The sequence below is a fragment of the Streptomyces luomodiensis genome, assembly GCF_031679605.1.
GTDB lineage: Bacteria > Actinomycetota > Actinomycetes > Streptomycetales > Streptomycetaceae > Streptomyces > Streptomyces luomodiensis.
Genome location: NZ_CP117522.1, coordinates 4,591,796 through 4,607,081, shown reverse-complemented (window position 1 = coordinate 4,607,081; position 15,286 = coordinate 4,591,796). Strand labels below are relative to the sequence as shown.

1 protein-coding gene is annotated in these 15,286 nt (G+C 75.3%); it reads left to right on the top strand.

Annotated elements, in window-relative coordinates:
* The first annotated feature begins 9 nt into the window (after nucleotides 1-9).
* Nucleotides 10-15,279, top strand: coding sequence for a non-ribosomal peptide synthetase (locus tag PS467_RS19280; RefSeq protein WP_311036337.1), 15,270 nt, complete (start codon nucleotides 10-12; stop codon nucleotides 15,277-15,279).
* Nucleotides 15,280-15,286: the final 7 nt, after the last annotated feature.

Below are 15,286 nucleotides of genomic sequence, written 5' to 3'. Positions count from 1 at the left end.
CCCAGCGAAGTGACGAAGCCGGGCTTCGTGGACGTGTGGCCGCTGTCGCCGCTCCAGAAGGGCATGCTCTTCCACGCCCTGTACGAGGAGGCCGGCGCGGACGTCTACGTCATCCAGATGGCCCTGGACCTGCGCCGGGACATCGACGCCGGACGGCTGCGCGGCGCGGTGGAGACGGTGCTGAGCCGCCATGACAACCTGCGGGCGTCCTTCCGCAACCGCAAGTCCGGTGAGCCGGTGCAGGTGATCCTGCGCGAGGCCGAACCGGACTGGGCGGAGCACGATCTGCGCGAGGTCGCCGAGGCGGACCGGGAGGCGGAGCTGGCGCGGCTGCTGGCGGCGGACCGGACCCGGCGGTTCGACCTGGCGCGGCCGCCGCTGCGGTTCTCCCTGGTGCGGCTCGCCGACCGTGAGTACCGCTTCGTGTTCACCGCCCACCACATCCTGCTGGACGGCTGGTCCATGCCGCTGGTGCTGGGCGAGCTGATGGCCCTCTACACCAACGGTGGCGACGCCTCGAAGCTGCCGCCCGTCGTCTCCTACCGCGAGTACCTGGCCTGGCTCGCCCAGCAGGACCAGGGCGAGGCGGAGGAGGCGTGGCGGCGGGCGCTGGCCGGGGTGGACGGCCCGACGCTGGTGGCGCCGCCCGACCCCCGGCGCGGTCCCGCCCTGCCCGAGACGCTGATCGAGCAGGTGGACGCCGAGCTGGCGGCCGCGCTCGGCCGCCGGGCCCGCTCCCTGGGCCTGACCCTCAACAGCGTGGTGCAGACCGCGTGGGGGCTGGTGCTGGGCGGTCTGACCGGGCGGGACGACGTGGTGTTCGGCGAGACCGTCTCCGGGCGGCCGCCGGAGCTGCCCGGGGTGGAGTCGATGGTCGGGCTGTTCATCAACACCCTGCCGGTACGGCTGCGCATCGACCCCGAGCGCCCGCTGGCGGAGCTGGTGCGCGGGCTCCAGGACCGGCAGAGCGAGCTGCTCGCCCACAAGCATCTGGGGCTCGCCGAGATCCAGCAGCTGGCGGGCGAGGAGAAGCTGTTCGACGCGATCACCATCTTCGCCAACTACCCGATCGACACCGACACCCTGAAGGACTCCGCCGAGGGCATCGGCGCGGTCGCCGCCACCACGGTGGACGCCACCCACTACACCCTCAACCTGGAGGGCACGGTCCGCGGGGAGCGGATGACGGTGCGGCTGGACTACCGCCCCGACCTCTTCGTGGCGGGCGCCGGGCGGGAGATCCTGGACCGGTTCCTTACCGTCCTGGCCGCGTTCGCCGCCGACCCGCAGCGGCCCGCCGGCTCGGTGCCCGCCTTCACGCCCGAGGACCGGGCCCGGCTGGTGACCGCCGAGGCCGCCGCCGAGGCGCCCGCCGCACCGGCCGCACCGGAGGCGTCGGAGGCGTCGGGCGGGGCGCCGCGCACCGAGCGCGAGGCGGCGCTGTGCGCGCTGTTCGCCGAGGTGCTGGGCGTGGAGACGGTCGGCGTCCACGACAGCTTCTTCGAGCTGGGCGGGGACAGCATCTCCTCCATCCAGCTCGCCCACCGGGCCCGTAAGGAGGGCCTGGACCTGACCCTGCGGCAGGTCTTCGAGCACCGCACGGTGGCCCGGCTCGCCGCGCTCGACCACGGCCCGCGGCAGCCGGCCGTGACCGCGGAGGACGGGGTAGGCCCGATCGTGCCGACGCCCATCATGCGCTGGCAGCAGGCGCAGGGCGGCCCCGTCGACGCGTTCAACCAGACCATGACCATGCCGGTCCCGGCCGGCCTGGACCTCGCCCGGCTGCACACCGCCGTCCAGGCGCTGCTGGACCGGCACGACGCGCTGCGGCTGCGGCTGACCCGCGCGCCCGGCGCCGACTGGGCGCTCGCGGTGGCCCCGGTGGGCGCCGTGCGGGCCGAGGACTGTGTGCGGCGCGTCGCGGCGCCGGGCGACGAGGCGGAGGTGCGGGCCGCGATGGGGCGGCTGGCGCCCGAGGACGGCCGGATGCTCCAGGCCGTGTGGGTGGACGCCGGCCCCACCGCCCCGGGGCGGCTCACCGTCGTCGCCCACCACCTGGTGGTCGACGGGGTGTCGTGGCGGGTGCTGCTGCCCGACCTCCAGGCGGCGCTGGAGGCGCTCGGCAACGGCAAGACCCCCGAACTGGAGCCCGTGGGCACCTCGTTCCGCCGCTGGACCCAGGTGCTGGCGGAGAACGCGGCCACCCCCGCGCGGGTCGCCGAGCTGGAGCTGTGGCGCACCATCGCCGCCACCGACGACCCGCTGCTGGCGGGGCGGCGGACCGACCCGGCGCGGGACGTGGTGGGCGTCGCCCGCCAGGTGACGCTGACCCTGCCCGCCGAGGTGACCGAAGCGCTGCTGAACCAGGTCCCCGCCGCCTACCACGCCCAGATCAACGACGTGCTGCTGACCGGGCTCGCGCTGGCGGTGGCCCGCTGGCGCCGGGAGCGCGGCCGGGGCGAGGGCGGTGCGGTGCTGGTCGGGCTGGAGGGCCACGGCCGTGAGGAGATCGCCGAGGGGATCGACCTGTCCCGCACGGTCGGCTGGTTCACCAGCCTCTTCCCCGTGGCGCTGGACCCGGGCGCACTGCCGGAGGAGGAGCTGTGGGCCGGCGGCGCGGCGCTGGGCACCGCGCTGAAGGCGGTCAAGGAGCAGCTGCGGGCCATCCCGGACAAGGGCATCGGCTACGGGCTGCTGCGCCACCTCAACCCCGAGACCGGGCCGGAGCTGGCCGGTTTCGCCGAACCGCAGATCGGCTTCAACTACCTGGGCCGGATGGGCGAGGCGGACGCGGCCGACGCCGAGGCCGCCGACACCGTGCGGGTCCGCGACCTCACCGGCGCGGGCGACGCCGCCATGCCACTGGCGTACACCCTCGAGGTCAACGCCGCGACCGTCGCCCACCCCGACGGGCAGCGGCTGGTGGCCTCCTGGACCTACTCCGCCGAACTGCTCACCGACGAGGAGGTCACCGAGGCGGCCCGGCTGTGGTTCGAGGCGCTGCGCGCCCTCGCGGCACACGCCCAGGCCCCCGGCGCGGGCGGCCTCACCCCGTCCGACCTGCCGCTGGTGGAGATCGGCCAGGACGAGATCGACCGGCTCCAGGCCGCGCCCGGCGGGCTCGTGGACGTCCTGCCGCTCTCGCCGCTCCAGCAGGGCCTGCTGTTCCACTCGGTGTACGACGAGTCGGCACCGGACGTCTACACCATCCAGTCGGCCCTGGAGCTGCACGGCCCGCTGGACGCGGCGGCCCTGCGCCGGGCCGCCGGTACCCTGCTGCGCCGCCACGACAACCTGCGCGCTTCGTTCCGCACCTCCGCCGCGGGCCGCTCCCTCCAGGTGGTCCCGCGCGAGGCGGAACTCCCCTGGGCCGAGGTGGACCTGAGCGGGGCCGAGGAGGCCGGGCGGGCGGCGGAGCCGGCGCGGCTGCTGGCCGAGGACCGCGCCGCCCGGTTCGACCTGGCCACCCCGCCGCTGCTGCGCTGCACCCTGATCCGGCTCGCGGAGGACCGGCACCGCTTCGTGGTGACCGTGCACCACATCGCGGTGGACGGCTGGTCGATGCCGCTGCTGATCGGGGAGCTGTTCGAGCTGTACGGGCGCGGCGGCGACGACACCGGGCTGCCCCCGGTGACCCCGTACCGGGACTATCTGGCCTGGCTCGCCGAGCAGGACCGGCAGGCGTCCGAGGACGCCTGGCGGGCCGCCCTCGACGGGGTCACCGAGCCGACCCTGCTGCTCGGCGGCCCCGCCGCCGAACGCGCCCCCGCCACCCCGGAGCGGTGGACGCAGGAGCTGCCCGGAAGCCTGAGCGCCGGGCTGCTCGCCGCCGCCCGTGAGCACGGGCTGACGGTCAACACCCTGGTGCAGGGCGCCTGGGGCGTGGTCCTGGGGCAGCTGACCGGACGGGACGACGTGGTCTTCGGCACCACCGTCTCCGGACGGCCGCCGGAGCTGCCCGGCGTGGAGTCCATGATCGGGCTGTTCATCAACACCCTGCCGGTGCGGGTGGACGCCCGGCCGGGGGAGACCCTGCTGGAGATGGCGCACCGGCTCCAGACCCGGCAGTCGGGGCTGATGGCCCACCAGTACCTGGGGCTGGCCGACATCCAGCGGCTCACCGGCACCGGGGAGCTGTTCGACACCCTGGTGGTGTTCGAGAACTACCCGGTCGACGCGGAGACCCTGGAGTCCACCGCCCGCGACCTCGGCGTGGTCGACGCCGACGTCAAGGACGCGGTGCACTATCCGCTCGGCCTGCTGGCCGCGCAGCGCGGCGACGAGCTGACCCTGACCTGGTCCTACCGCCCGGACCTGCTCGGCCCCGACGCCGTGCGCACCCTGGCGGACCGCTATGTGCGGCTGCTGGAGGCGTTCGTCGCCGACCCGGCGCTCCCGGTGGGCCGGGTGGACCTGCGGACCGCCGCCGAACGCGGTGCGCACGCCGAGGGGGCGGAGCAGCCCGAGAGCGCGCCCCGCACCCTCACCGAGGTCTTCGAGGCGGCGGTGGCCGCCCGCCCGGACGCCACCGCCGTCGTCTCCGGCGACACCGCGCTGACCTACCGCGAGCTGAACGCGCGCGCCAACCGGCTGGCCCATGAGCTGATCGCCCGGGGCGCCGGCCCCGAGCGGCGGGTCGCGCTGGCGCTGCCGCGCTCGGCCGAGACGATCGTGGCGCTGCTGGCCGTGGTCAAGGCGGGAGCCGCGTATGTGCCGCTGGACCCGGACTACCCGGCCGAGCGGATCGCCTACATGGCCGGTGACGCGGCGCCCGCGCTGGTGCTGACCGGCGCCGGCGCCGGCCCCGCCGTGGCCGGGGCGCTCCCGGACGGGCTGCCCGTGGTGGCCCTGGACGACCCGGCGGTGCGGGCCGGGCTCGCCGGGCGCCCGGACACCGACCCCACCGACGCCGACCGGACCGCCGCCCTCACCCCGGACTCCCCGGCGTACGTCATCTACACCTCCGGCTCGACCGGGCGCCCCAAGGGCGTGCAGATCCCGCACCGCAACGTGGTGCGGCTGTTCACCGCCACCGACCACTGGTTCGGCTTCGGACCCGACGACGTGTGGACGATGTTCCACTCCTACGCCTTCGACTTCTCGGTGTGGGAGATCTGGGGCCCGCTGCTGCACGGCGGCCGGCTCGTGGTGGTGGACCACGCCGTCAGCCGCTCCCCCGAAAGGTTCCTGGAGCTGCTGGTGCGCGAGCGGGTCACCGTGCTGAACCAGACCCCCTCCGCCTTCTACCAGCTGATGGGCGCCGACCGGGACAACCCGGCCCTCGGCCGGCAACTCGCCCTGCGCACCGTCGTCTTCGGCGGCGAGGCGCTGGACCTGTGGCGGCTGAAGGACTGGTACGAGCGGCATGACGACCGGGCGCCGGTGCTGGTCAACATGTACGGCATCACCGAGACCACCGTGCACGTCAGCCATGTGGCACTGGACCGGGCGGGCGCCGCCGCCGCGACCGGCAGCGTGATCGGCGAGGCCATCCCCGACCTGCGGGTGCGGGTGCTGGACTCCGCGCTGCGACCCGTCCTGCCGGGCGCGCCCGGCGAGATGTACATCTCCGGCGCGGGCCTGGCACGCGGCTATCTGGGCCGCCCCGGGCTCACCGCCGAACGGTTCGTCGCCGACCCGTTCGGCGCACCGGGCGACCGGATGTACCGCTCGGGCGACCTCGCCCGCCGGATGGCGGACGGGCGGCTGGAGTACCTGGGACGCGCCGACGACCAGGTGAAGATCCGCGGCTTCCGGATCGAACTCGGCGAGATCGAGGCCGTGCTCGCCGCGCATCCGGCGGTCGGCCAGGTGGCGGTGCGGGTCCGCGAGGACCAGCCGGGCCGCAAGCTGCTGGCCGCCTACGTGGTGCCGGCCGGCCGGGAGGCCGGCGGCCGCGAGCCGGACGGCCGGGAGCTGCGCGAGTACGCCGCGGCCGCGCTGCCGGACCACATGGTCCCGGCCGCGTTCGTCACCCTCGACGCCCTGCCGCTCACCGTCAACGGCAAGCTCGACCACCGGGCCCTGCCCGCCCCGTCGTTCGGCGGCGCGTCGCAGGACGCGCGGGCGCCGCGCGGCGCCGCCGAGGAGACGCTGTGCGCCCTCTTCGCCGAGGTGCTCGGGGTCGAGCGGGTCGGCGTGGACGACAGCTTCTTCGAACTGGGCGGCGACAGCATCATCTCCATCCAGCTGGTCGGCCGCGCCCGCAAGGAGGGGCTGCGGTTCACCCCCCGCGACGTGTTCGCGCACAAGACCGTCGCGGCCCTGGCCGCGGCCGTCGGGGCGGCCGAGGAGCCCGACCGGGCCGCCCCCGAACCGGCCGCCCCGGACGCCGTCGGGGACGTGCCCCTGACCCCGATCATCCACTGGCTGCGCGAACGCGGCGGCACCATCGACCAGTTCAACCAGACCATGTCGATGCCCGTCCCGCCTGGTGTCGGCCTGGGGACGCTGCACAGCGCGCTGCGGGCGGTCCTGGACCACCACGACGCGCTGCGGATGACCCTGACCCGGATCGCCGAGGACGTCGGCTGGTCGCTGGAGATCGCCCCGCCCGGCGCCGTACCGGCCGAGGAGGTGCTGCGCCGGGTCGACGTCACCGAGCTGGTGCGCGCCGGGTACGACGAGGCGGAGCTGGACCGGCGGGCCACCGAGGAGATCGCCGCCGCCCAGTCCGAACTCGCCCCCGACGAGGGCCGGATGGTGCGGGCCGTATGGTTCGACGCCGGCCCCGACACCCCCGGCCAGCTGGCCCTGGTCGCCCACCACCTGGTGGTCGACGGGGTGTCCTGGCGGATTCTGCTGCCCGACCTCCAGGCGGCGATCGAGGCGCTGGGCGCGGGCCGCCGGGTGGCGCTGGAACCCGTGGGCACCTCGTTCCGCCGCTGGTCGCAAGCGCTCACCGAGGCGGCCGGGGAACCGGAGCGGATGCGGGAGCTGACGCTGTGGCGCACCATGCTGACCGGCCCCGACCCGCTGCTCACCGAAGAGCCGCTGGACCCGGCCCAGGACACCATGGGCACCGCCGCCCACCTGCGCTTCACCCTGCCGGCCGAGGTGACAGGACCGCTGCTGGGCCGGGTGCCCGCCGCCTTCCGCGCCGGAGTCAACGACGTCCTGCTGACCGCGCTCGCCATCGCCGTCGCCCAGTGGCGCCGAGCCACCGGGCGGGGCGAGGGCTCCGAGGTCCTGATCGACCTCGAGGGCCACGGCCGGGAGGAGATCGTGCCCGGCGCCGATCTGTCCCGCACGGTCGGCTGGTTCACCAGCCTGTACCCGGTACGGCTGGACGCGGGAGAGCTCGGCGCGGCGGACGTCGCGGCCGCGGGACCGGCCGTCGGCGCGGCGCTCAAGCAGGTCAAGGAGCGGCTGCGGACCATCCCCGACAACGGCGTCGGCTACGGTCTGCTGCGCCACCTCAACCCGCAGACCGCCCGCGCGCTGGCCCGCTTCCCCGAACCCCAGATCGGCTTCAACTACCTGGGCCGGCTGGGCGAGTCACCGCACACCGACGTCCCCGAGGAGCCGGCCGCGACCGGTGATCTGTCGGCGGTCGCCGACGCCGCGATGCCGCTGCCGCACACCCTGGACCTGACGGCCAGCGCCGTCACCCACCCCGACGGTCCGCGACTGGTGGCGAACTGGATCTACCCGACCCGGCTGCTGACCGAGGCGGACGTACGGGAACTGGGCCGCGCCTGGTTCCGGGCGCTGCGCGCCCTGGTCGCCTGCGCCGAACGCCCCGAGGCCGGCGGGCTCAGCCCGTCCGACCTGCCGCTGGTGGACCTCGACCAGCCGGAGATCGACCGGCTGGCGGCCGCCTACCAGGGACTCGCCGGTGTCCTCCCGCTCTCCCCGCTCCAGGAGGGACTGCTCTTCCACGCCCGCTACGACGAGCGCGGCTCGGACGTCTACAACGTCCAGATGGCGCTCGACCTGCGCGGCGAACTGGACCCGGCGGCGCTGCGCGACGCGGCCCGCACGGTGCTCGCGCGCCACGAGAACCTGCGCGCCGCCTTCCAGCCGGGCGGGCGGGGCCAGTCCCTCCAGGTCATCCCGCGCGAGGTGGACGTGCCCTGGTCCGAGGTGGACGTGAGCGGGCTCGACGCGGCGGGCCGCACGGCCGCTGTGGAGCGGCTGCTGGCCGACGACCTCGCCACCCGCTTCGACCTGCGCCGGCCGCCGCTGCTGCGGTTCACCCTGATCCGGCTCGGCGAGGACGAGCACCGGCTGCTCTTCACCAACCACCACATCCTGCTGGACGGCTGGTCGGGACCGCTGGTCATGGCCGAGCTGTTCGAGCTGTACGGGCGGCGCGGGGACGCCTCCGGGCTGCCCGCGGTGACCCCGTACCGCGACTACCTGGCCTGGCTGGCCGAGCAGGACCGGCAGGCCGCCGAGGCCGCCTGGCGCACCGCGCTGGCCGGGGTGGACGAGCCGACACTGGTCGCCCCGGCCGACCCGGCCCGCCGGCCGGTGCGGCCGGACGCCTGGCAGGCCGAACTGTCGCCGGAGGCCGCGGCCGCGCTCACCGCGCGGGCCCGCCGGCACGGGCTGACCAAGAACACCGTGGTGCAGGCCGCGTGGGGGCTGCTGCTGGGCGCGGTCACCGGCCGCGACGACGTGCTGTTCGGCGAGACCGTGAACGGGCGCCCGGCCGAACTCCCCGGCGTCGAGACGATGGTGGGCCTGTTCATCAACACCCTGCCGGTGCGGGTCACCGTCGAACGCGGCGACACCCTGCTGGACGTGGCCACCCGGCTCCAGGAGCGGCAGCTGGACCTGCTGCCGCACAAATACCTGGGGCTCACCGACATCCAGCGGCTCGCCGACGCGGGCGGTGCGCTGTTCGACACCTCCACCGCCTTCGAGAACTTCCCCGTGGACTCCGGCGGGCTGGAGGAGGCCGCCCAGGGGCTCGGCGTCGTGGACGCCGAGATCCAGGACGGTACGCACTATCCGCTCCAGCTCGCCGTCACCGACGGCACCCGCTCCTTCAGCCTCAAGCTGGACTACCGCCCCGACCTCTTCGAGGAGGCCGCCGCGCACGCCCTCGGGGAGCGGCTGGTGCGGCTGCTGGAGGCGTTCGCCGACGACCCGGCGCGCCCGGTGGCGGCGGTGGACCTGCTGTCGGCCGAGGAGCGGGCCCGGCTGGCCCGCTGGAACGACACGGGCACGGCGCCCGAACCGGCCACCTTCGGCGAGCTGTTCGCGGCCCAGGTGGCCGAGACACCGGACGCCATCGCGGTCGAGTCCGCCCAGGAGACCCTGACCTACGCGGAACTGGCCGCGCGGGCGGACCGGCTGGCCCGGGTGCTGACGGCCGCGGGCGTGCGCCCGGAGGACGTGGTGGCGCAGGTCCTGGGCCGGTCCGTGGAGTCGGTCGTCGCCTCGCTCGCCGTGATGCGGACGGGCGCCGCGTATCTGCCGGTGGACCCCGACTACCCGGCCGAGCGGATCGCCTTCATGCTGGACGACGCCCGTCCGGTCGCGGTGCTCACCACCCGGGCGTACGTCGAGGTGGTACCCACCGCCCCGGACCGGCCGCTGATCGTGCTCGACGAACTCGGGGACCTCGGCGACCTCGGCGGTCCCGCCGGTCCTGCGGGTCCCGCCGGTCCTGCGGACTCCGACGGTCGCGGTGGTCAGGTTGGTCCTGCGGGTCGCGGCGGTCAGGCGGGTCCTGCGGGCCCTGCTGCCTCCGGCGGTCCTGGTGGCCAGGCTGGTCCTGCGGGTCTCGGCGGTCCTGCTGCCTCCGGCGGTCGCGGTGGTCAGGCGGGTCCTGCTGGCTCTGGCGATCCCGGCGGTCAGGCCGGTATCGGCGGTCAGGCCGGTCACGCCGCCGCCGACGACGCTGCCGCCGCAGGCGATGCGGCGGTCGGCGGGCCGGACCCGGCGCGAGTCCGGGTGGACGGGCCGGCCTACGTGATCTACACCTCGGGTTCGACCGGGATGCCCAAGGGCGTGGTGGTCACCCACCGCGGCCTTGCCGCCTTCGCCGCGGCGGAGCGGGAGCGGTTCGCGGTCGCCGGGGACAGCCGGGTGCTCCAGTTCTCCTCGCCCAGCTTCGACGCCTCGGTGCTGGAGCTGTGCGCCGCGCTGACCTCGGGCGCCACGCTGGTGGTGCCCGCTCCCGGACCGCTGGCCGGGGAGCCGCTCGCCGAGGTGCTCGCCGAGCGCCGGGTGACGCACGCCCTGATCCCCCCGGCCGCGCTCGCGACCGTCCCCGCCCAGGAACTGCCGGACTTCCGGGGCCTGGTGGTGGGCGGCGAGGCGTGCCCGGCGGAGCTGGTGGCGCGCTGGGCGCCCGGCCGCCGGATGGTGAACGCCTATGGGCCGACCGAGTCCACCGTCATGGTGACGACCAGCGGGCCACTGGCCGCCGACACCGGCCTCCCGCCGATCGGCGCGCCCGTGCCCGGCACCCGGGCGTATGTGCTGGACGGCTCGCTGCGGCCGGCGCCGCCCGGGGTGGCCGGGGAGCTGTACGTCTCCGGGGCGGGGCTGGCGCGCGGCTATCTGCGGCGCCCGGCGCTGACCGCCGAGCGGTTCGTCGCCGACCCCTTCGGCGCGCCCGGGGACCGGATGTACCGCACCGGGGACGTGGTCCGCTGGCGGGCCGACGGGCAGCTGGAGTTCGTCGGCCGGGCCGACGACCAGGTGAAGATCCGCGGCTTCCGCATCGAGCTCGGCGAGGTCGAGAACCGGCTCGCCGCACACCCGGACGTCGCCCAGGCCACGGTCGTGGTGCGGGAGGACCGGCCCGGCGACCGCAGGCTCGTCGGCTACGCCGTCACCGAGGCGCCGGTCACCCCCGCCGAGCTGCGCGGGTTCCTCGCGGGCGAGCTGCCGGGCTACATGGTGCCCGCGGCCGTCGTCGTCCTGGACGCCCTGCCGCTGACCTCGAACGGCAAGGTGGACCGCAAGGCGCTGCCGGTGCCGGAGTACGGGGCCGCCGGTGAGCGGCGCGCCCCCCGCGACCCGCGCGAGGAGACCCTGTGCGGGCTGTTCGCCGAGGTGCTGGGGATCGACGAGGTCGGCATCGACGACGGCTTCTTCGACCTGGGCGGCCACTCCCTGCTGGCGACCCGGCTGGTCAACCGCATCCGCACCGTACTGGGCGCGGAACTCCCGGTGCGGGTCGTCTTCGAGGCGCCGACCGTCGCCACGCTGGTCGGGCGGCTGGCCGGGGCGGCCGGGGCGCGGGAGGAGCTGCGCCCGGCCGAGCGGCCGGAGACGGTCCCGCTGTCGTACGCCCAGCGCCGGCTGTGGTTCATCAACCAGGTCGAGGGCGGCACCGGCACGTACAACATCCCGCTGGCCGTGCGGCTGCGGGGCGAGCTGGACACCGGTGCGCTGCGTGCCGCGCTGTCCGATGTCGTGGCCCGGCACGAGAGCCTGCGGACGGTCTTCCCGGTCCGGGACGGGGTGCCCGCCCAGCGGGTCCTGCCGCCCGGGGAGGCCCCCGTGGCGCTGGAGGTGGCCGAGGCCACCCCGGAGGGGCTGGAGCCGGCCCTGGCCGCCGCGGCCGCCGAGGACTTCGACCTGACGGCGGACATCCCGCTGCGCGCCCGGCTGCTGCGGCTCACCCCGCACGAGCACGTGCTGCTCGTGGTGGTGCACCACATCGCGGGCGACGGCGCCTCGCTCGCCCCGTTCGCCCGCGACCTGGGCACCGCGTACCGCGCCCGGCTCGAGGGGCGGCCGCCCGCGTACGCCCCGCTGCCCGTGCAGTACGCCGACTACGCCCTGTGGCAGCGGCGGACGCTGGGCGCCGAGGACGACCCGGACAGCGCCATATCCCGGCAGCTGGACCACTGGCGCGATGCGCTCGCCGGGCTGCCGGAGGAGCTGAGCCTGCCCACCGACCGCCCCCGCCCGGCCGAGGCCGGACACGCCGGGGAGACGGTGCCGGTGCCGATCGGCGCCGACCTGGCGCGGGGCGTCTTCGACCTCGCCCGCACCACCGGGGCCAGCCCCTTCATGGTGCTCCAGGCCGCCGTTGCCGCGCTGCTCACCCGGCTCGGCGCCGGTACGGACATCCCGCTGGGCACGGTCGTCGCGGGCCGGACCGACCAGGCGCTGGAGGAGCTGGTCGGCTTCTTCGTCAACACCCTCGTGCTGCGCACCGACACCTCCGGCGACCCGGGCTTCCGGGCGCTGGTGGAGCGGGTGCGCAGCGCGGACCTGGCGGCGTACGCCCACCAGGACGTGCCCTTCGAGCGGCTGGTCGAGGAGCTGAGCCCGGTCCGGTCGCTGGCCCGCAACCCGCTGTTCCAGGTCGCGATCAGCTACCAGAACAACGAACCGGCCGATCTGGAGCTGCCCGGCCTGACCCTGGAGCCGCAGCCGGCCGGTGCCGACATCGCCAAGTTCGACCTGACGTTCGCCTTCGCGGAGGAGCCCGCTGAGGCGTCCGCCGAGGCGCTCGCCGAGGAGTCCGCCGAGGCCGGGTCCGTACCGGTGCTCGGCGCGGGCATCGAGTTCAACAGCGCGCTGTTCGACCGCTCGACGGTGGAGACCATGGCCGAGCGGCTGGTGCGGCTGCTGACGGCGGCGGTCGCCGACCCCGAACAGCCGCTGGGGCGGCTGGAGCTGCTGGCCCCTAAGGAGCGGGCGCGGCTGCTGCCGCGTGCGGGGGAGACGGCGGAGGAGGTCCCCGCGGGCACGGTGGTCTCGCGGTTCGAGGCGCGCGTGGCGGCCGCGCCCGGGGCCACGGCCGTGGTCGCGGACGGCGTCACCCTGACCTACGCCGAGCTCAACGCCCGCGCCAACCGGCTGGCGCACCGCCTCATCGGGCTGGGCGTCCGGCCCGACGACCGGGTGGCGATCCTCCAGGACCGTTCGGTGGAGCTGGTGGTCTCGACGCTCGCGGTGCTCAAGGCCGGGGCGGCGTACGTACCGCTGGACTCCCGGGCCCCGGTCGCGCGGCTGGAGTCGATCGTGGCCGAGACGCGGGCGGGCACGCTGCTCACCGACCGGGCCATGGCCGGGGTGGAGTTCGCGCACTCGGCCCATGTGCTGGTGGTCGACGAGGAGCGGCCGCAGGGGGAGGAGAACGAGCCCGCCGGCCCCGCCGACCCCGCCGTACCGCTGTCGGCCGGCCAGTTGGCGTACATCATGTACACCTCCGGTTCGACCGGTAAGCCCAAGGGCATCGCCATCACCCACCAGGACGTGGTGGCGCTGGCCGCCGACGGCCGCTGGCGCGGCGGCGCCCACGACCGGGTGCTGGTGCACTCCCCGCACGCCTTCGACGCCTCGACGTACGAGATGTGGGCCCCGCTGCTCGGCGGCGGCACCTGCGTCCTGGCCGCGCCCGGTCAGCTCGACGCGGGCCGGCTGCGCGGACACGCCGAACGCGACGGGCTGACCGCGGTCTTCCTCACCACGGCGCTGTTCAACCTCATGGCCGAGGAGGACCCGGGCTGCTTCGCCGGTCTGGCGCAGGTGTGGACCGGCGGTGAGCAGGTGTCCCCGGGCGCCTTCCAGCGGGTGCTGGACGCCTGCCCGGACACCGAGGTGGTGCACGTCTACGGGCCCACCGAGACCACCACCTTCGCCACCTGCCACCCGATGCGCGCCCCGCACCGGGTGGGGACGACCGTGCCCATCGGCCGGGCCATGGACCGGATGCGGGCCTACGTCCTGGACGAGCGGCTGGAGCCGGCCCTGCCGGGCGTGGTCGGCGAGCTGTACCTGGCGGGCGCCGGGGTGGCCCGCGGCTATGTGAACCTGCCGGGACTCACGGCGGAGCGGTTCACCGCCGATCCGTACGGCCCGCCCGGGGCGCGGATGTACCGGACCGGTGACCTGGTGCGGTGGGACGCCGAGGGGCGGGTGGAGTTCGTCGGCCGGGCCGACCACCAGGTGAAGATCCGCGGCCTGCGGATCGAACTCGGCGAGATCGAGACCGCGGTGGCCGCCGCCGAAGAGGTCGCCCAGGTGACGGTGGTGGTCCACGAGGACCGGCCGGGCAGCAAGAAGCTGGTGGCGTACGTCGTCCCGGCCGCCGGGAGCGGTGCGGGCCGGCCGGACACCGGGGCGCTGCGCGACCGGGTGGCCGCCGTGCTGCCGGAGTACATGGTGCCCGCCGCGTTCGTCCCCCTGGCGGCGCTGCCGCTGACCCCCAACGGGAAGGTGGACCGCAAGGCGCTGCCCGCCCCCGACTTCGGCACGTCCGCCGGGGGCGGCCGCGGACCGCGCAACCCGCGCGAGGAGCTGCTGTGCGGGCTCTTCGCCGAGCTGCTGCGGGTGCCGAGGGTCGGCATCGACGACAACTTCTTCGAACTGGGCGGGGACAGCATCGTCTCCATCCAGCTGGTCAGCCGCATCCGGTCGGTCTTCGGCGCGGAGGTGTCCAACCGGGCGGTCTTCCAGGCGCCCACCGTCGCCGAGCTGATCGAGCTGATGGGACGGGACACCACCGACGCCACCGACGCCGGTAACACCGGCGACGGCGGTTTCGAGGTGCTGCTGCCGCTGCGCACCGGCGGGGACCAGCCGCCGCTGTTCTGTGTGCACCCGGTCGGCGGCGTCAGCTGGATGTACGCGGGGCTGCTCCGCCACCTCCCCGCCGACCGGCCCGTCTACGGCGTCCAGGCCCGCGGTATCGCCCGTGCCGAGGCGCTGCCCGCCTCGATCTCCGAGATGGCCGCGGACTACGTCGAGCAGATCCGCGCGGTCCGTCCGCACGGCCCCTACCACCTGCTGGGCTGGTCCATGGGCGCCCTGGTCGCCCATGAGATGGCGGTCCAGCTGCGCCGGGCCGGCGAGGAGGTCGGCGTGCTGGTCAACCTCGACCAGCCGCCGATGCCCGCCGAGGAGTTCGGCGAGGCGTTCGCCGCCGCGGACGAGCAGAAGGTGCTGGCGGTGCTGCTGGACTTCGCCGGGCACGACCCGGGCGCCTTCGGGGACGGTCCGCTGGAGTACGGCGCGGTGATGGAGGTCCTCCGGGCCGAGGGCAGTGCGCTGGCCACCTTCGAGGAGCCGGACATCCTGCGGATCGGCCAGGTCAACAACCACAACTGGGAGTTGACGCTGGGCCATGAACCCGAGGTCTACGACGGCGATGTGCTGCTGTTCGTGGCCACCGAGTCCGAGGACTTCCCCGACGACCCGGCGGGCAAGGTGGCGAGCTGGACCGACCGGATCGCGCCCTACGTCGGCGGGCGGATGACGGTCCATGAGGTGGACTGCGAGCACCGGCAGATGCTCCAGCCGGTACCGCTGGCCGAAATCGGCCGGGTGGTCCGCGAAACCCTGGATCGAAAGAACTGAACCAGGA